Here is a 17302-nt window from a genome sequence, read left to right on the forward strand (position 1 = left end):
TTCACCAAATTACGCCGCGATCGACGTCACTCCTAACAAACTTCACTTGCCGAAAAGAGAAGCTCTACAATTTCATGTTGAAGGTTAGCCACTTTCGGCCGCATAGCGTTCGCCATGCTGAAAGCTGAGTTTGGTGGCGAGATAATATTTGTCCGGGCATGTGGACGAAATGCATAACGGCCGCTACGGCCCGAAGCAGACGAAGGAATTCATATCCCGGAACGACTGTTTTGCGCTTATTCCCGTCATTCACGCGGCCTTGTCTTCCAACAGGCGGTTGCTGCTGGAGAGAACATCTACGCCGAGCGAAGCATTCTTCCAACAATTTGATCCGCACGCTCGGGAAAATGAAAGAGAAACCCTTGCCCGCAGTCGCAGCCGACGCTCTTGAGAAACGCGGCTTGTTCCTCGTTTTCCACCCCTTCTGCGACAACAGCAACGCCCATAGCGTTCCCAATTTCGCAGATCGCCCGGATCATCGCGGTTGTTCCGGCTCGAGTCGATAGCCGTGCGACAAATGATCGATCGATCTTGATCGCCGATACCGGAAACTCCAGGAGATGTGTCAGTGAGGCAAAGCCTGTTCCGAAATCGTCAAACGAGACGCCAATGCCATAACTGCGGAGTGCCTTGCAGATAGTGAGTATGGCGGCGGACCCGCGCGAAAGAAATACGTCTTCCGTAACCTCAATTTCGATCATGGAAGGCTCAAGACCATTCATCCTGATTGCTTGCTGAACTCGGTCGGCAAAACTTGGGTCTCGAAACTGCTGTTGGCCCATGTTGATCGCGATCGAACCAAAGTCGAAGCCCTGCCGGACCCAGCCCGCCGCTTGCTTGATCGCAGTCTCGAGCACAAACTCCCCGAGCTCGACGGACAACTGTGGATCTAGTAGCGCTGACTGGAAATCGCCAGGCAGCTTCATTCCATCAGAACTGTTCCACCGCAGAAGAGCCTCATATCCGACCGCTCGGCGATCGCCGAGCGACACCTTCGCCTGATAGTGAAGTTCAAGTTCGTTGTTGGAGAGCGCGTTCCGAACCATAGCAATGCACGCAACCCAGTGATCAGCCTCGGCCCGCATTGCTGGCGCAAATCGATGATAGCAGTTCCGTCCCGCTGATTTGGACGCATATAAGGCAAGATCTGCCTCACTCAACATATCTGCGATATGGAAGGAAAGGCCCGCAACACGGCTAGAAACACCTACCGAGGCGCTGAACTGAAGCGAATGACTTCTCCATCTCAACGGAACGGCCGCTAGCGATCGGATTGAGGTTGCAATCTCTTCGATTTGTCGTTCGTCAAGATCAACATCCAAGACGACGGCAAACTCATCGCCGCCCATTCGTGCCAGAAAATGATCACCCCCCAGTTGCTCGCCGGAGTCTGGCCGCCATCGTCTTCAAACAGCGGTCGCCGGCGGCATGCCCATAGGTGTCGTTGATCTGCTTGAATCCGTCCAAATCAAGGAGAAACAAAACGACTGGTCGAGCCTGCTGCCTGAGTTTCGACAGCCCTTTAACCAACTGGGCGCGATTAAACAGGTTTGTGAGCGGATCACGCTCAGCGAGCCGCCTGATCCGTTCGATGGCACTTTTTTCTGCGGTGATGTCCTGCTTCATCCCAAACGGCGTACGGCGACTCCGTTTCTCATCTCCACATGCCCGGCGACACGGACCCAACGCATTCTGCCCTTGCCCGTCTTCATCTTTCCTTCGAATGTGTAAGGCACATTCGCGGTTTTCGCCTTTTCAATAATCCTCGGGAGCCGCATATACTCGCCTCCTGGATAGAAAGCTGACAAACCTTCGGGCGACAAATCATAATCGCGCGGCACTTCGTGTAGGTCATACATGCCATCGCTCCACACGAGCTCCCCGGTTGCGCAATCCACTTCCCATGCTCCAATCCTGGCAAGCTGCGATGCGCAATCCAGCAGCCTTTTCTGGACCATTAAGCCTTCTGATTGGGACACTATAACTTCACTCTTCGCTTCGACGGCATCCGTAAGAGCGGCATTACGGCGTGCGCTTCGATGCTGCATTACCAAGGTGGACGCTATTTTCGCGAGTGAGCCAAGCAATGCCAGATCGCCTGAGGCAAATGTTCGCGGGCGAGTGTCCAGGATACATAGGCTTCCAGCCACCAAGCCTTCGGACATTTCGATCGGCCAGCCTGCATAAAACCGGATACCTAGATTTCCGCTAACTACGGGATTGTCACAAAAACGGGGATCTACCTCGGCGTCCTCAACCAGGAAAAGTTCCTTGCCCAAAATCGTATGGCTGCAAAACGCATGCCCACGAGGAAGCGCAAGGGCGTCCAGGCCGCAAGAGGCCTTAAACCACTACCTGTCAGTGTCAACGATAGAGAGAAGAACGATGGGCACTTGGAAGAAAGACTTGGCGGTCGCCACTATCGCGTCGAAGGCATCGTCCCGGCCACTATCGAGAATTTCAAGTTCGTGAAGTTTTGCTAGCCGCTCGCGCTCATTCTCCGGGAGAGGATAGTCTGGTATATTGGAGACAGGCGTCCGAATTCGAAGGAATAGCTCGCTAAATTAACGGGGGCTTCCTTAAAAGAGTGTCACGGCGAAGCCCGTGAAAATCTCATTTCTGCAACGCCGCTGGCAGGTTGCGGACGGCGCTAATCGCCGCGCTAAGCCCCAGAGACCCCTCAGGAGGCCGCTCGTGACATTGCGCGCGATACAGCCATTCCCGAGGAGGCTGTCTCACTGAGCTATTCGCCCAAAGTGGTGCGGCAGTTGGAAACCAGTCCTGATGATGAACTGATTGGCCATCTGCGGACACAAAAGAACTTCCTCCTGGAAGAAGAAGAAGGGTTCATCAAATGGGAGTTGGGTTCTCAAATTCAACTTTTCGCATGAAGAAAGGAAACGCCTTGGAGGGATTGGGGGGGCTCACGCGGCCATTCCAGGGTGGCACCGCAACCGCGGTTTGGCGCCAGAATTGGAACTTTCCAACGTCGACAATGTTGTTGATGGCAGAACCCCCGCATCCCTGCAGGAGCGAAGCATGAACAGAATAATCTACATCGTCGGCTTGGTCGTCATTGTACTGGCAGTGCTAGCATTCTTCGGCCTTCGATAGGCTGACCGCACTTTGTTCTGAAGGGCTATCAGGCTCTTCTTAAAGCGCGACTCCCTGATGAAGTGGGGCACGATGAATGGGTCGTGGTGAGCCCAGCGATAAAGACGAACGATCTGCCTCGCCATGGCTCGCGCTTCCTCGCAACCAGTCGAGACTTTGGGGTTCTGGTTAGCCAGGTCGAAAATCCCCCGCAACACGCCGACATCCTCGGTAGAAAATGCACCCGCGCAGCTCTGGCCGTGGGGAAGCGCTCTGATGGTCATCTGCTCACTCACACTCTTGGCCTACCGAAGATGGTCGCAGTTATATGAGGTCGAGAGGCCTCCGCAGCGCGAATGAAGGCTTTTCTCGCCTCAATTCGCGGAACTCCAAGTGCCAGCACGGAATGACAAACCCGCCGCGCCTCTGCGTATGCGTCGCCGCGTGCAAAAAGCCAACTTTCCAGGAATTCGGAGGCGTCACGCGTGCTACGAATTCGAAACGGCCAGGGCCTTCCAACTCAATCTCTACGAACTTTGTCCAGTAGTACGGGTCCATGCTTCACTCCTGCGGAGTTAATGGTACGCTGCCACTAAGTCTGGTGAAATGCTGGCCTGCGGGCAGAAGCGCTCAGCCCGACTGCTTGGTGCCGGAGAGCTGTGCTGTTCCTGCGGGCTATTACATCGCACGTTTATCGCTGATCGCTTAGATGGTCTGCGAGCGTACGCGAGTAGCAAGCTGCTCGTTGTTGCCTGCTGCCGACTTTAGGCAGGTAGCACGCGATCTTAGCCACATTGAACTCCAGCGGGGTTCGATACTGGCGACGGCGGGCGAGCGGATCGACCACGTCTACTTCCTGTTGTCGGTGGACTGGGTCAGTTGTCGTCACCACTCCGAAGGACACAAAGCAGATGCGGGCATGTTTGGCTGGGATGGCTATGTCCCCACTTCAGCCGCGACCGGGTTGGAGATTAGTCCACATTATGTAAAGAAAGATACTGTGTGCGCCAAGGACGGATAGCAAGAAAGCTTGCACGGTTTGGAGCGCAAGGCTCGATCCGGGCCGCCCGACCAAGCGGGCTGCCCGATAACAATCCGGCCCGCCATTGCGACGGACTTCACGACTGATCGTGGACCGAGATCGGATTAGTGTGCTGGCGATCGATCGCAAGCACTGGCCCCGGCGATATCTCTTCGGAAGAAGGTAGCAAAGGCCACCGGGCAACCCACGAGTTAGGTGACCGCGAGTATCATCCCGGTGTCGTACTGGCGCACGTAATCTACGCGCACTCCGTTCCAGTGATAGCAGTAGTGCCGTCCTTGGACAGGAATGGTTATGGCATCCGGCCAGAAGATGCCGATACAACGTTGACCAGGCATTCGAACGCTGTTCCAGAGTAGTCCGTCGCTTCCCGTAGCCCGAAGACCACGTCCCTCCTCCTGAGAAGCGGTGTAGTCGTCGGGGTGTAGCACGTCGGGCACCGCGTTCACGTCGTCAAGGACCCGATCCACGCTACCTACCAAGACTCGGAAGTCCGACGTCCATCCCGGAGGCTGGGGCGTTGAATTCATGAACTTTTGATGATGATGTATGGTCTCAGCGACTGCAGTTTCCTCGCTTTCGCCTGCATAGTAGACGCCGTAGCTTCCATCAGTGAAGCGTCCCGGCCGCCCTGTCGAGCAATGGACAAACGGGGCCATCACATAACTGGCCCCGTTGCCGGAAACGCGGCGGTTCGGGGGCACCTTTCCAAGGTCACCTACCTCACGCCGAATTTGAGGATTCGTTTTCGTCTCAACGGCGACAAGGGCCTCCCAGTCACGGGGATCGGCAATATCCTCGAACAGGTCGATAGGCGGACAGATCGAGCGAATAATGCGGTAGGTTTTAGGCCACTGTACGTGGGAACGGACAGCAAGGCCACTTACCATGCGCTTCGCTCCGCATCCAGCCATTCACGCATGGCAGCGAGATCGGAAAGCTCGCCTCCAAGCATCATGTCTAGCGCCGATTTGCCGCCAAAAGCCTCGTTAGGCGCTTTGATCCACTCGTAGCCTCTTGAAGCATCTTTGAACAGATGACGCAGTCCCTTATGGATACCCATCAGATGAGCCATTCGCATTTTGAGGTCCCGGTTGACACGGCCCGCGTTGCCTTCTTTCCAGCGTGCCCATGTGCGCGCGGACAACCCACCCAGCAATGTGCAAGCCTGTGCGTCAGTAAGCTTCCAAACGTCGAAAAGGTTCACAGTCGTGCGGGCCAGCGCGGCTGCCTCCACATCCGAGATTTCGGCTGATGCTGCCTGGAATGGTGTTGCAGAAATGGGTTGGAGTTGCATGGCTTCCTCACTTTCTGGCATATAAATAACACATTTATGCCAGTTGGCAAACGAGATTGCTTAAGGTCAAGTCCCCAGAGCCATGTCATTAGCCTTCGCTATCTGCGGTTTCACCTCTGAGGAAAGCAGCCGTGCCGTACAACGATCGAGCATCTGAATAGTATGAGAAATCAGTGTTCGGCGAGTGCATCGCGGGTTTTGAGATAGCACCTGCAAGAGAGCCGATGGTGAAATGAGGAAACCGCCAACAACCAGGCCAACGAATGCTAACGCCAACGCTCCGACGATGCCGTGGTTTTCCCAGCCGATGTAAGCACCTACGGCGCTCGCTGTCGTGATGATCGAAACCGTCCATAGGATTTTGATCAGCGAAACCGCACTACGCTACACTCATTCGAGGCTCCGTTTTCACCGGAAACCAAGGTAGTCGGGATGCCATTTCAGGTCTGGTGGTTTTTGCTACCTAATGCCGCACAAGCGCCTTGAGGGTGGGGACAAGATCCAGGAGTTCCGGATTAACGCGGCTCCTTTCATAGTACGCGCGCCACATCCCCGGCAGTTCGTCAGGTGATGAGGGAGGAATGAAACGGGTGAATACGGTGCGCTCGGGATAGCGAGACGCCACCTCTGCGATTTCGTCAGCCACCTTTGGCAGCAAGAGTCCGCCAGAGAGTTCTGCGTCGGTGCCTGCAGTCCTAATACTATGCCGTGCGGAGGGAACCCTCACCTCAGCGAATGGTTAGAACGGCTCGCATTGGGATGTCCGTTCGCATTCCATTGCTGACGGCCCGGCGGTGACGGCTCCCCCTCCCGAGCCGGGCCACTATTCAGTAAAAGCAAAACCGCAACGCGCGGCTCGACCCTTACACTGGATCCATGGACGTTCTGCGTCCCTTCCTCGCCAAGAGCGATACTTGATCCTTCAGCAGCTCCGCGAAGGACATCTTGGGCACGAGCGAGCACCTTGGTTCTTCCCAGGAAGCTGTCGACAAACTTATCAGAACCGGCAGACGGCCGCAGAGATAGCCTGGCAAGCAAATTGTTTCCATCGAACTTTCAACCCGTTCTCACTTACTGCTCACTTCTATTTTGTCAGACTCGAATTTCTCACTGTGCTCCATTCGCGCTGACCTATGCGAGCGCGGGCGCAAAATTCTGCGCACCGATATGTCGAGGGCTATTTCAGCTTAGGAACGTGCGTGGCCCCAAGCTCACCATGAAGCATCTAAAGAAGGTCCGAAACGGCGATCCCGAAGTCATACCAGACGATACGAGGACATCGTGCGCCTGCAGAAACTCATTGCGAAGAGGAGATTGGCGAAAGGAACCCGACATGATCAATGATACTTTTTGTGAACGGTAGCAATGACCATGATCAAGTTCATTTCGTCTATCGGCTTGGTGAAGCAAGGTACATCCGCGAATTCTTTTGGCATCGACGAACATTCATAGCCCGTGACAAACAGGAACGGTATGCCTCGCTCCGCCAGAAATTGGGCAGCAGGGTAGACCACTTCGCCATGCAGATTGATGTCCAGTACCACGCAGTCGGGTTTGAAGTCTGCTTCCTCCACTACCTCAATCGCTCTCTCGACATCCGAGACCGGGCCAGTGACCTGCGCTCCAGCCTCCTCCAATGTGGCCATGAGGTCGGTTGCAATGATGTATTCGTCTTCGACGACAAGAACGCGCAGCCCCTGGAGAGTACGCTCATCCATAACGCTCCTCCTGAACCTTGAACCTAAAGAGAAACGTGAAGTCAATTTTCTCTTGTTGCAGAGGCCTCTCAAACGCAAAGCGGACTTGGGGCGGAAGCCCCGCCACTGCAAGGGCAATCATTCGCCACTACTCCCAGGGCCAGGCGAGTCCAATCGTTATCAAGTCGATGCTCCTGCCGTCGTTCACACGCCGTTCCGACTGCTGAAACGTAGACCGAATGCCCGCTGGCCGTGCGGGGCGCTGCGCGGAACCTGCGGGATTGATTCCCGCGGCAGGCCTTCCGACCACGAAGTTAGTCGTGGTGTTCCGGCAGCGCCTTCAGTTGATCTTTCGTCCATGTCGTGACCGCGTGAACGTCGCCACCTTCATCTCGTATGAAGTCAAGGTCGCCCAGTGGAAGAGCAACCCGCTTTGCTCCGATGCCGAGGAAGCCGCCGACATTGACCACCGCAACAACGCTCGTTCCGGTACCGTGGACGTGGTCCAGTGTGCCAATCTCGTTGTCATCTTCATCAAAGATCGTCGCGCCATCCTGCGCGGCCGAAGAGAGTTCTGCCGCGTTAAGGCGGACGTGGTGGATGTAATCCATCTTCCAATCCTCCATCTTCTGCAACTGCGTCAATCCCAAGAAACAGCGGATCGTTCCTAGCACTCTGCGCCGAAGACGCGCTCTCCACCGCGCGAGTCGCTTTTGCGGTCCGAAGTGGAACCAGACTTCCCCGCGACTATCGGAACTTTCACCCGTTGGGCAGTGGGAGTGAGCGGCATGGACGGACGCGAACCTGCCACAGAGTCGCTCAAACAGTTCCAACAGAAGAGGGTGTACTTGATGGTCTGCAGCACGTTTGCGCTAGCAATATTTTACGCCCAACTTAGAACGCCCACAACAGCTCAGCGGCTCCACGTACTGACCATTTCGCCGTGTAGTCCGATCTGGCTATCTTATGTGCAAAGAGGTACCGCTCTCGTTCCTCCAGTGACGGTGTCATAGAGTGCCATCCCCAAGGGATCCCCCGCCGGGGCGAGGTCCGGCGCTGTTAGTTGGCGCTGGGCCTTCATACCCAGACGGCCTGGCGGAACTGCAGATCACGAGCCGTTGGCGACAACCGGGCAGGCGGTTGGGACGTGATCAACGCATCACCGCCAGACGGAAGCGATAGCTGTGAGCCCCCAAAGCCGGAGAGCAGATCAGAATTCGGATTGCTCTCCACGAGCCTCGTTAGCAATGAGTGGATCGCGTCAAACTTGGTGCCCATCTTTTCTACGTGGTCCTTGAGGGCATTCAATTCGGTTTCCATGCGGATCACCGACCTCGCGTAGCGAAGGAGCGAAAACGCCCGCCAAGTTGCCCGGCGCTCAATTCCGGCCTGCAACAGCGCCTCCTGGCGAGGGCGAGCGCAAACAGAGCAAGCCCATCCGCAAGACCAGGCCGCGACCACAGAGGTCGGACAGTGCGAACCGTAAACTCATTAATTGCGAGGGTAACAATATTGTGCCCTCGAATTTCACCGAACGAAAGTAACCCTTGGACGCACCATACAGCCGTGCCATCTACAGTTGGGTCGGCTTGATCGTCGCCACGGAAACATTTCCCTCAAGCACGCCCCGTTCCAGGTCGGTCCGGTCGCGGTCTATCTCGATAACGCTGTAGAGTTTGTCCGATCGGAACGCACTGGCATTGCTGGTCGTAACGTCATCAGCCGGGGCGGCATCCACTTCCATGTAATCCAATTCCCGGCTAGCTGCGACAATTCGAGCGTCCCCGGGCGAGCGTGCGGCCACGACCACTTCCCCCTGGTAGGGTGAATTTTCCCATCGAGGATCGTTCCGTGCTGCAATTGGCACGAGTCGGTAAACGTGTAGCGACGCATCTCCTGGATCGGCGGAGCCCAGTGTAGCCGCATCTTTCATTTGCGCCTGGCTTTCGACCGATTGGCCGAACGTTGTCGGGCTCGTGCCTGTATTGCGTGCGTCGCCGCCGTTATTTGTCTGGTTTGACATGGCCGTCGCCACTCCCAATTACGCGAAATCTCGCTCATCTATAGCTAGGCAGATAGGCCTTGTTCATGTCCGCGGCTATTCAACTGGGAGCCCCTTAGAAGGTTCCGGGGCAGCAATAATAATACGTCGATACGCACTATCCCGTCAGTGGGAACATCTTCCAGTTCCAGACTTTAGCACATCGCTAGCGTGGCGATCGTGATGGATAGGGACCCGATGTATTGGGCCGGAAGTGTGGTGGGCTTATGTGGCACACGTGGAGGTACGCCGCGCTCGGCATAAGTTTTTTGGGAAACTCTGTTGGTCGGTTCGCTGTGGCAGCGGCTTGGAGTGATGTTCCCCAAAATGCCCGGCGTGTGCGGTACGCCGAGCAACCACAGTCTGAAAAAGGGGTGACACAACAGCATGCCTTTGGACGCAGCCGATAGTGGGTTTGGATTTTCTTTAGGCCCCTGCATCGGGTCCTCCATGAACGCCGCTTCGCCCCTGGATTACAGCAAACGTCACAGTGCCGGGTCAGCAGTGCGCGTCCTTGCTTCCTTCCAATTTGCTGTCAGGCCGCAGCTCATGATTTCAGGTTCGTGTAGATACGCTCCGCTCGTTGCCACCACCCCGGCTCGGAAAGCACGGGGTGGTCCCATTTCCCCGCGGTAGTTAGCGCCCGTACGGCATCTGCCATGAGCGTGGGCACCAAATCTGTGCCGCGGACGTCAAAAACGCCGCACTCGTATTGTCCATTTTCTTCGGTCAGAAGGCTATTCCAATCCATTGCTCCGAAAATCGACCATACGGTTACAGCGCGCACATCTGCTCCCAAGGCCTGCAATTCATGGGCCGCTTTCCAGACCTCCATCAGCCACTTCACTTGATCCCCTGGCGGGGCACCATTGTGCACCTCGGTGACAGCTATCGGGAGGTGGTAGCGCGCCCATACTTCTTCAAGTCGGGCGGCAGGGCCCAGATCCGCGTCAGGCAGATCAGCTCGAAAAGCTTCGATGTCAGCATAGCTTTCTCGGCCATTTCCGCCGTGACGTTCCGGCGGAAAAAGGGGCAGCCGTTCGTCCAGATACCGATCGCTGGTGAGATAATGATTCATTCCTATGACGTCGATGACCGGGCTTCTGTCTCGGAGATATGCGAGTTCGCGTTCGGTAACTCCAGCTTCGATGAGCGTGCTGTAAAAGGGGTGGTGGGAGTCGACATGGCCGCACAGTAGATCCAGGCTTAGCCATCGGCGTTCGTTCTCGTAATCTGCCTGTTGCTTCAAACTTGGCGTGCTAAAAATTCTGCCTATGTCCTCCGTCTGTATCAGTTTGGCGTGGGCGTTGACTGATGTGATGGCCGACATGGCCATTACCGTTGCAATGCATTGTTCGACGACCGCTCTGAAGAACGCGCTCTCATCGCGCAGGTGCGGTTGCCAAAGCCCGTAAAGTGCCGAAAAGCGGGCAGTCGTCAGGGGCTCGTTGACGGGCGTATACCAAGTCACCCACGGATAGCGTTCCGCCACACTTGCGGCGTGAAGCGCTAGACCCTCTGCGAAGTTGCCGCCCAAGAGCCGCGCATAGTCTGGGCCGCTTCCGTGGTGAACTAATCCGACTATTGGCTCCAGCGACAGTTGCCGCATCCGCGAGATCCGCGCATCGTGCCAAGCCCAATCACCCAAATGGGGGCAGTGTGGGGAGATGGTCTCCCAAATGACAGGATAACGAACCGTCCTGATCCCGAGATCGGCGATGAGCGACAGGTCGTTGAGCCTAACGTCGTGGCCCGTTTCGACGACCTGGTTGCGAAACGCGCTGCCAATGCGGACGACCGAGCATTCGATCCCTCCCCAAAGCTCGACTCGTCGCGATTGTGAGACATGCAGCATGCGGCTCACCTCGCCGTTAACGATCCTCCCACGCGCTCCTTAACCTTCTGCCCTCGAAACGCTGGCACTTCTGCCTGGATCCGCCTGAATTCCGCGAGCGCCTGGCCCACGATCTGATCCATGTTGTAGTAGCGATAGGTTGCCAGTCTGCCGATAAAACGGACATTTTTTAGCCGCTCTGCGAGCTTTCTGTAGCGCGTATATAGCTCTTGATTGGCTTTTTGCGGGATAGGGTAGTACGGATCACCATCGTTTGTCGGGTATTCAAATGTAATACTCGTTCGCGGGTGGATCTGGCCTGTCATGTGCTTATATTCGGTGATGCGAGTGTAGCGTTTGTCCTGCGGGTAATTGATCACCGCGGCAGGCTGGTACCATTCGCAATCACACGTAACGTGATCGAACTCCAACGAGCGATAGGGCAATTTTCCATAGCAAAAGTCGAAGTACTCATCGATTGCGCCCGTATAGATCACCTGCTTTGGATGCACGTCGCGGCGGATGGCCACGTACTCAGCTTCCAGCATTACGGTGATGTTCGGGTGGCTCAGCATTCGCTCGAACATTCGCGTGTAGCCATGTAGGGGCATTGCCTGGAAGGAATCGAGAAAGTATCGATCGTCGTCGTTGGCCCTGGCAGGAACCCTCGCGGTCACTGACTTGTCCAGCTCCGACGGATCCAGTCCCCATTGCTTGAGGGTGTAGACCCGGAAGAACTTCTCATAGAGGTCGCGCCCGACCCTAGACACGACCACATCCTCCGAGTTTGTGACGTTCGCAATGTTCTCGGCCTGGGCCGAGTAGAACGCCTCGACGTCGTCTTCGGATTCCAAACCGAGGCCATATAACCGGTTGATCGTCGTTCGGTTGATCGGAATCGGCAAGAGTTGGCCATCGACTGCTGCCAGGACACGATGTTCATACGGCCACCATCCGGTGAATGCGGAAAGATATTCGACGATCGCCTCGGAGTTGGTGTGGAAAATGTGGGGGCCGTACTGATGGATCAAGATGCCATTGGCATCGTGGTGGTCGTAGGCATTGCCACCGACATGGTTGCGACGATCGATGAGGAGCACTCGGTCTCCCCGCTGGCTTGCCAAGCGTTCGGCAATCACGCTTCCGGCGAAGCCTGCACCCACGACTAGCCAATCAAGCATGGTTCGCACGGGCAGCGGACAAAGCCGGAGCCATCCCTACGCGTAACCGGGGCAGCGAAGCAGCTGCGACCAAGATTTCGTGCATGTTGGACCAAGTGCTTTCCCACGACATGCCCGCAAGAAAATTGTCGACACCTCGAAGCCACACCTCCTTGGGCGCCGAGAGGCAGGCCTCGATCGCGGCCAGCATGTCTTGCGGCGAAGCAGCGATTTTGACGAGCCCGAGTTCACCGTAGGGCCGCACCACATCGGCAATTGGTGTCGAGACGACGGGAACGCCCGCCGCCAATAATTCCGGCGTTTTCGTCGGACTGATGTACCGGGTCGATTCGTTGAGGGCGAAGGGCATATATGCCATGTCCCACCCGGACACGAAGTTGGGCAACATGCGATACTCCTGTTGGCCGAGCCAGTGCAGATTGCCGGCCCGAGGAAGGGATGCCTCCTCGATCTTGGCCACTGGGCCGACCAGAATGAACTGGAAATCAGCCCGCATGCGCGCAACAGCCTCCACAAGTTCGAGATCCATTCGCTCGTCGATTACGCCAAAATAGCCGATCCGCGGCCGGTCCAGACCGGATTGAACAGTCGGCTCGATCAGGTCGGACCGTCTCGCCTTTCTGAAATGGGCCTGGTCTACGCTGCTTGGAAAGAGATAGACCGCCTTGTGCAGCTGTCGCTTGGCTTCATAGAGGCTCCTTCCGCCCGTGAAGACGACGTCGGCAACGTCGAGCAGCCTGTGTTCGTTGTCCGATAGCCTTCTGGACGCGCCTTTGAAGGCAGATAGCTCGTCCATGCAGTCGTACACCCGCACATCGGCTGCGATGGTGTCGCTAAATTCATAGGCCATCGGCGTGTAGTACCAGCAGACGTCCACACGCGATCCGGCGCGGGTCACCACCCGCTGTGTCAGTTTTGCCTGTTCCTCAACGGCGCGCGTTTCCGAAAGACCCGCCGGCAAGATCGGGGTCACGATCTCTACGCCGCTGATATCAAGTTCGACGCGGATGTCCGGTTCGGCACCTTCCTCAAAGAACGGTTCTTCAATGTACAGCACTCGGTAGTCGCGCGCCGCCAACGTCATCAGGTGCTGCGGTCGTTGGAAGACGAATCTCCATCGCAAATGTGAGAAGCAGAGAAGGCAAGGCCGATGTTGCGCTGGAGCAAGTGTCTCTATGTCATGGAGATCATGCATGGGGATTTACTCCTCTGCGCGCCTATGGATGTCCTGCGGAGCTCTAAGTGAATCACGAACTTTGAACTGCAATCAGGGTCTGAATGTTCCCGCATCCATGGATTTTTCATGGCACGCTAATTTAGGGATTGGCCCTTGATGCGGAAATCGCTATGTCATCCGCGAAACGGCACGACCAAAGGGTTCTCCAGCCTCCGTCAGATGCTTCGAATAGGGCAGCAAAGAATGAATGTGACATTTCAGAGCGACGTGTTTCCGTTGTTCCACCCAAAAGAGACGGACGACCTGAAGGACCCATGTCCTGTCTTTGACGGCAGCATCTGGCATATGTTCGGTTCCGCCGGGACAGTAACGACCGAGACGTGGACGTTATTCCATGCCACGGCAGAGCGGATCGATGGCCCTTGGGCTGAACACGATCCAGTTGTGCTGCCGATCAACGGCTCGGGGATTGCGGCTCCAGGGGTGATATTCGCCGACGGCGTCTTTCATATGTTCGTCCAGACTGAATTCATGAGGCCTGGCGGACGAATCGAGCACGCTGTGTCGAACGACGGGTTTACCTGGGTGGTTTTACCGCCGGCAATTGTCTCGGTGGCGGGCAGCGCCGAGCATGGAATTTACGACCCGCATCCCGCAGAAATTCGGGGCGTCAAATATATGGTCTATTCGGCGATGCCTAAGTTCGACCGGGTGCCCCAGCCGGATATTTACCTTGCCCGCAGCGCAACCAATAGCTGGTTTGGTCCTTGGGAACGTGTCGGAAAGATCCTGGATCATTCAGATGTGCCACATCACAATCACCGCGATGACCCGGACTATGAATGGGGCATTGAAGGTGGGCAACTCGTCGAGTTGCCTGATGGTCGTGTGCTGTTGAATGCAACCTGTTTCCTCCCGACAGGGGAGCGTGGCACGCGACAGCGTGTGTTCTTTGCGATCGCCGATGACGTGGAGGGGCCTTATCGCACCGTAGGGCCAATCCTTACTCCTGCAGAAAGGGGAGAAAACGGACATTCGACGGTCATAATTCAGGACAACGAACTGATGCTGTTTTATCAAAGTCGAGTCGAAGCGACGTGCCATCGATGGCGCTACGGGATTGCGCGGTGCGATCTGGCTCAGGCTATTGCAGCCTAGTCTTTGGTCGGACAGCTAATGAGTTTTTGGGCCGACGCGATCCGGCCGAACGCCGCTAATCGTCGTCGGCTCTTGAACCTGCGCAAAATCGGCGAACTCCTCCACGAAGTTCCTTTGTGCGACAATGATGCGCGACGAGCGAGAAACACGGATATGAGATGGACTCAGCATCCTCGGTGGCATCTTGGAATTTCCATTGTTGACGCCGCGGAGAGCCCCAGCGCTGACATCAACAATAGGCCCAGCCGTATTATTCTCTAAATCCGCGCTGATCGCTTTTAGTGGAAGTGCTTTTATAGCCACCGCCGTAAGCGACCGGGCTCAAGCATTTGCGCAGAACGGTGAAAAAGCGAAATGATTTGGGGTAGTCGAAAGCGGAAGGCACTTAAAATTGCCGCTAGCAGTCCGCGGTATCAAGCCACAGATGCATTCGGTGCAGTCTTCGACTGCCGTATCAATCCACCGCCGATTTAGCAACTTTTGATTGGCCTCCGTCATTCTCAGGGTTCAAATGGGTGGCTTCGCGACACCGTCCCGGTGCAGCTCCTTATTCCCACTACGAGTTCTAAATTCTGGAAGAGGGAGGCGCAAAGCAGGTCTGCGGCGTCATCAACGGTCTGTAAGTTCAATTGAGAGTTCTCCTCGTGCCCCGCTAAGGTCATGCGTACTGCCGCAGGCGCCGAGTACGCCCGCCTTCCCGTCGGTTCGATACCGTCGAAGCCGCGAGACGGCGTACAAAAAGATGGCGCGATCTACATCCGCACAAGTGAGGGGTAGTGCCGGTCTTGAGAGGAGACGCCCTGAGGCATTTGCCCAGCGTTGGCCGATTCGAATCTGCCGGGAACGTTCCATCGTAATGCCCGTTATGGCCGGGTGTTGCAGGTAGGTGGCGCGGTTTGGAAAAACAGCTGACCGAAACAGAACCGGACTGCCGAACCCCGAGCAAGGAGTTAGCCATGAGCGAAGCGAAAATGACGTCGAACCATGCCGAGATCAGAAAGTGGGTTGAGGAGCGCAAAGGCAGCCCTTCGCGGGTAAAGGGCGCAAAAGAGGGCGGTGTCTTGCGCATCGACTTCGGCGAGCCCGAAGATGCCCTCGAGGAAATCTCCTGGGACGATTTCTTCCGCATCTTCGACGAGAGAAAGCTGGCGTTTCTCCATCAGGACAAAACGGCTGATGGCAAGGTAAGCCGCTTCAACAAGTTCATCGACAAGGGCTGAGCAGCGCCTAGCCGCGCGGCACCGAACTCTTACGTCTAAGCTGACGAGGGCGCGCAACTGCTCGTCCATCAGTAGGTCGTGGTGACACGATGCATCGGTACAAGGGAACGAAAGCGGCCGTCGATGGCGGCCGGACTTTGCTCCGGAGCAGCAGTCGGCTGGCGGACTTTTAGCGCAGCGCGCCGTGCACTGCCCGTCGACATGCCGGCTTCGAGACAGGCGGCGATGAAGGCCTCCCGCGCTACCGCCGATGGAAGCGCCCGTCGCAGCGCGTCGCTGCACTGCTGGATTGCCCGGTCGTAGCGATATCCGTGGCGTGTCGGCCATTCGTTGTGCAGAAAGTCCAGTGCATCGTAAACGCTCGCGAACGAGCGCTCGACGCCACTTTGCAGCCGGACGCGGACAGGAACGGGCCAGGGCATTTCCGGGGTATACATGTTGTTTCTCCTTTGTCGTCAGGGCAAGCGGCAGCGCCCGAAGGTGCCTCGTTGTGAGGGGCAAACCATTGGGGTATGCGGCCCGGAACTTCGATCCACTCCATTTGTTCCATTGAGCGCAGGCGAGGCGACAATAATCGGACCCAAACAGGCGGGAAACCAGATGACCGACCGACCGAAGCCTGCGGCGGAACAGGACGCAGGCACAGTTCAGAAGACAGAAAGGAGCGTCCAATAACGCCTGCGGAGCCCCGGTTAATCAGGGCATCGACGATGCTACGGTGAACAAGCGTCCGCCCGACGCGGAACCGGAAAAGGACTGGCATATCGATTTCGACGGGACCGAACCGACAAGGCAGCGTGAGCGAGTTGGCCGGCGCGCAGGAATGCGTTCACGAGTGCTGTGTGGCGCTTGAGGCCATCGGCAGAAAGGGTCCCGGACACCTCCGCCGACGTGAATATTTGCAGGGAACCATTCAGGGTCGAACCGGTTCGGTGAGGATTGTAGATGCCGGGGAGCGCCGAAAAATGGCTTCGAGGAGCATTCGCATCGGGATCATCGGGGTCGGCAACTGCGCCTCTTCGCTGGTCCAGGGACTGACCTACTACCGCGACGCCACCGACAACGAGCCGGTACCCGGGTTGATGCATGTCGACCTTGGCGGCTACCGCGTCGGCGACATCGAGGTCGTCTCCGCTTTCGACGTCGCCGCCATCAAGGTCGGAAGCGATGTGGCCGAGGCGATCTACGCGCCGCCCAACAACACCCATCGGTTCGCCGACGTCGAGCCGATCGGCGTGCGCGTCATGCGCGGGCCGACGCTCGACGGCATCGGCCGCTACCTGCGCGATGAAGTAAAGGAATCCGGCGAACCGGTCGTCGACGTCGCCGAGATCCTGCGGCGCACCGAGACCGAGATCGTCGTCTCCTATCTGCCGGTCGGCTCCGAAGAGGCCACGCGCTGGTATGCGGAGCAGACGCTCGCGGCTGGTTGCGGCTTCATCAACTGCATTCCGGTGTTCATCGCCTCCAGCCGAGAGTGGCAGCGGCGTTTTGCGGAGAAGGGACTGCCGCTGATCGGCGACGACATCAAGAGTCAGGTCGGCGCGACCATCGTCCACCGG

19 protein-coding genes and 1 pseudogene are annotated in these 17302 nt (G+C 56.8%); 3 read left to right on the plus strand and 17 right to left on the minus strand.

What is annotated here, in order from left to right:
* Positions 1-296 precede the first annotated feature (296 nt).
* The 16 genes and pseudogenes from AC1DDS_RS24265 to AC1DDS_RS24340 all read right to left on the minus strand — a co-directional run bounded on the left by AC1DDS_RS24265 (position 297) and on the right by AC1DDS_RS24340 (position 13269).
* On the minus strand, positions 297-1376 hold the full coding sequence (locus AC1DDS_RS24265; protein ID WP_477481210.1) for a putative bifunctional diguanylate cyclase/phosphodiesterase: 1080 nt from the start codon (positions 1374-1376) through the stop codon (positions 297-299).
* Positions 1366-1626, minus strand: a complete 261-nt coding sequence (locus AC1DDS_RS24270; protein WP_477481195.1) for a GGDEF domain-containing protein — start codon at positions 1624-1626, stop codon at positions 1366-1368. Before AC1DDS_RS24270 ends, AC1DDS_RS24265 begins: the two co-directional genes overlap by 11 nt.
* Entirely contained in the window at positions 1623-2330 is a 708-nt protein-coding gene (locus AC1DDS_RS24275) for a GAF domain-containing protein (protein ID WP_477481211.1), read from the minus strand. The genes AC1DDS_RS24270 and AC1DDS_RS24275 overlap by 4 nt, the downstream gene beginning before the upstream one ends.
* A 723-nt stretch (positions 2331-3053) precedes the next feature.
* The gene (locus tag AC1DDS_RS24280; protein ID WP_477481196.1) at positions 3054-3377 is read right to left on the minus strand and encodes a hypothetical protein; all 324 of its coding nucleotides are present in this window, start codon (positions 3375-3377) and stop codon (positions 3054-3056) included.
* Positions 3378-3385: 8 nt separating this feature from the next.
* On the minus strand, positions 3386-3589 hold the full coding sequence (locus AC1DDS_RS24285) for a DUF982 domain-containing protein (protein WP_477481212.1): 204 nt from the start codon (positions 3587-3589) through the stop codon (positions 3386-3388).
* A 453-nt stretch (positions 3590-4042) separates the two neighbouring features.
* Positions 4043-4318, minus strand: a complete 276-nt coding sequence (locus AC1DDS_RS24290) for a helix-turn-helix domain-containing protein (RefSeq protein WP_477481197.1) — start codon at positions 4316-4318, stop codon at positions 4043-4045.
* 8 nt (positions 4319-4326) lie between these two features.
* The gene (locus tag AC1DDS_RS24295) at positions 4327-5025 is read right to left on the minus strand and encodes an RES family NAD+ phosphorylase (protein WP_477481198.1); all 699 of its coding nucleotides are present in this window, start codon (positions 5023-5025) and stop codon (positions 4327-4329) included.
* Positions 5019-5432, minus strand: coding sequence for an antitoxin Xre-like helix-turn-helix domain-containing protein (locus AC1DDS_RS24300; RefSeq protein WP_477481199.1), 414 nt, complete (start codon positions 5430-5432; stop codon positions 5019-5021). The genes AC1DDS_RS24295 and AC1DDS_RS24300 overlap by 7 nt, the downstream gene beginning before the upstream one ends.
* A gap of 472 nt (positions 5433-5904) precedes the next feature.
* Positions 5905-6132, minus strand: a pseudogene (locus AC1DDS_RS24305) (hypothetical protein); the annotation flags it as partial.
* 637 nt (positions 6133-6769) lie between these two features.
* Complete coding sequence (locus AC1DDS_RS24310; protein ID WP_477481200.1) at positions 6770-7150, minus strand: response regulator; 381 nt, start codon at positions 7148-7150, stop codon at positions 6770-6772.
* A gap of 293 nt (positions 7151-7443) precedes the next feature.
* Positions 7444-7740 carry a PRC-barrel domain-containing protein gene (locus AC1DDS_RS24315; RefSeq protein WP_477481201.1) on the minus strand — a complete coding sequence of 99 codons (297 nt, stop codon included), beginning with the start codon at positions 7738-7740 and terminating at the stop codon, positions 7444-7446.
* Positions 7741-8206: 466 nt separating this feature from the next.
* Positions 8207-8524, minus strand: coding sequence for a hypothetical protein (locus AC1DDS_RS24320; protein WP_477481202.1), 318 nt, complete (start codon positions 8522-8524; stop codon positions 8207-8209).
* A gap of 178 nt (positions 8525-8702) precedes the next feature.
* Positions 8703-9152 (minus strand): hypothetical protein, encoded by a 450-nt coding sequence (locus AC1DDS_RS24325; protein WP_477481203.1) that lies wholly within the window; start codon positions 9150-9152, stop codon positions 8703-8705.
* A gap of 565 nt (positions 9153-9717) precedes the next feature.
* Complete coding sequence (locus tag AC1DDS_RS24330) at positions 9718-11025, minus strand: family 1 glycosylhydrolase (RefSeq protein ID WP_477481204.1); 1308 nt, start codon at positions 11023-11025, stop codon at positions 9718-9720.
* A gap of 5 nt (positions 11026-11030) precedes the next feature.
* Positions 11031-12185, minus strand: a complete 1155-nt coding sequence (glf, locus tag AC1DDS_RS24335) for a UDP-galactopyranose mutase (RefSeq protein WP_477481205.1) — start codon at positions 12183-12185, stop codon at positions 11031-11033.
* A complete protein-coding gene (locus AC1DDS_RS24340; RefSeq protein WP_477481206.1) occupies positions 12178-13269 on the minus strand; it encodes a glycosyltransferase in 1092 nt (363 codons plus the stop codon). The genes glf and AC1DDS_RS24340 overlap by 8 nt, the downstream gene beginning before the upstream one ends.
* A gap of 336 nt (positions 13270-13605) precedes the next feature.
* Between AC1DDS_RS24340 and AC1DDS_RS24345 the strand changes: the two genes are divergently transcribed.
* Together AC1DDS_RS24345 and AC1DDS_RS24350 are read left to right on the plus strand one after the other, a co-directional pair.
* On the plus strand, positions 13606-14520 hold the full coding sequence (locus tag AC1DDS_RS24345; protein WP_477481207.1) for a glycoside hydrolase family protein: 915 nt from the start codon (positions 13606-13608) through the stop codon (positions 14518-14520).
* A 956-nt stretch (positions 14521-15476) separates the two neighbouring features.
* Positions 15477-15740 (plus strand): hypothetical protein, encoded by a 264-nt coding sequence (locus AC1DDS_RS24350; RefSeq protein WP_477481213.1) that lies wholly within the window; start codon positions 15477-15479, stop codon positions 15738-15740.
* 68 nt (positions 15741-15808) lie between these two features.
* On the opposite strand, the gene AC1DDS_RS24355 is transcribed toward AC1DDS_RS24350, so the two are convergent.
* Positions 15809-16177: a DUF982 domain-containing protein gene (locus tag AC1DDS_RS24355; protein ID WP_477481208.1), complete on the minus strand. Its 369-nt coding sequence runs from the start codon at positions 16175-16177 to the stop codon at positions 15809-15811.
* 528 nt (positions 16178-16705) lie between these two features.
* Here AC1DDS_RS24355 and AC1DDS_RS24360 point away from each other — a divergent pair.
* The coding region (locus tag AC1DDS_RS24360) for an inositol-3-phosphate synthase (protein WP_477481209.1) at positions 16706-17302 on the plus strand (597 nt) is incomplete at its 3' end.

This window comes from Mycoplana sp. 10N416 (genome assembly GCF_056394765.1).

What these genes read in the sequence shown, in the direction of transcription:
- AC1DDS_RS24325 (WP_477481203.1), bottom strand. Translation starts at nt 9,152, where the DNA reads ATGTCAAACCAGACAAATAACGGCGGCGACGCACGCAATACAGGCACG.
- AC1DDS_RS24280 (WP_477481196.1), bottom strand. Translation starts at nt 3,377, where the DNA reads ATGACCATCAGAGCGCTTCCCCACGGCCAGAGCTGCGCGGGTGCATTT.
- glf (WP_477481205.1), bottom strand. Translation starts at nt 12,185, where the DNA reads ATGCTTGATTGGCTAGTCGTGGGTGCAGGCTTCGCCGGAAGCGTGATT.
- AC1DDS_RS24310 (WP_477481200.1), bottom strand. Translation starts at nt 7,150, where the DNA reads ATGGATGAGCGTACTCTCCAGGGGCTGCGCGTTCTTGTCGTCGAAGAC.
- AC1DDS_RS24270 (WP_477481195.1), bottom strand. Translation starts at nt 1,626, where the DNA reads ATGAAGCAGGACATCACCGCAGAAAAAAGTGCCATCGAACGGATCAGG.
- AC1DDS_RS24300 (WP_477481199.1), bottom strand. Translation starts at nt 5,432, where the DNA reads ATGCAACTCCAACCCATTTCTGCAACACCATTCCAGGCAGCATCAGCC.
- AC1DDS_RS24350 (WP_477481213.1), top strand. Translation starts at nt 15,477, where the DNA reads ATGAGCGAAGCGAAAATGACGTCGAACCATGCCGAGATCAGAAAGTGG.
- AC1DDS_RS24355 (WP_477481208.1), bottom strand. Translation starts at nt 16,177, where the DNA reads ATGTATACCCCGGAAATGCCCTGGCCCGTTCCTGTCCGCGTCCGGCTG.
- AC1DDS_RS24315 (WP_477481201.1), bottom strand. Translation starts at nt 7,740, where the DNA reads ATGGATTACATCCACCACGTCCGCCTTAACGCGGCAGAACTCTCTTCG.
- AC1DDS_RS24345 (WP_477481207.1), top strand. Translation starts at nt 13,606, where the DNA reads ATGAATGTGACATTTCAGAGCGACGTGTTTCCGTTGTTCCACCCAAAA.
- AC1DDS_RS24340 (WP_477481206.1), bottom strand. Translation starts at nt 13,269, where the DNA reads ATGACGTTGGCGGCGCGCGACTACCGAGTGCTGTACATTGAAGAACCG.
- AC1DDS_RS24295 (WP_477481198.1), bottom strand. Translation starts at nt 5,025, where the DNA reads ATGGTAAGTGGCCTTGCTGTCCGTTCCCACGTACAGTGGCCTAAAACC.
- AC1DDS_RS24330 (WP_477481204.1), bottom strand. Translation starts at nt 11,025, where the DNA reads ATGCTGCATGTCTCACAATCGCGACGAGTCGAGCTTTGGGGAGGGATC.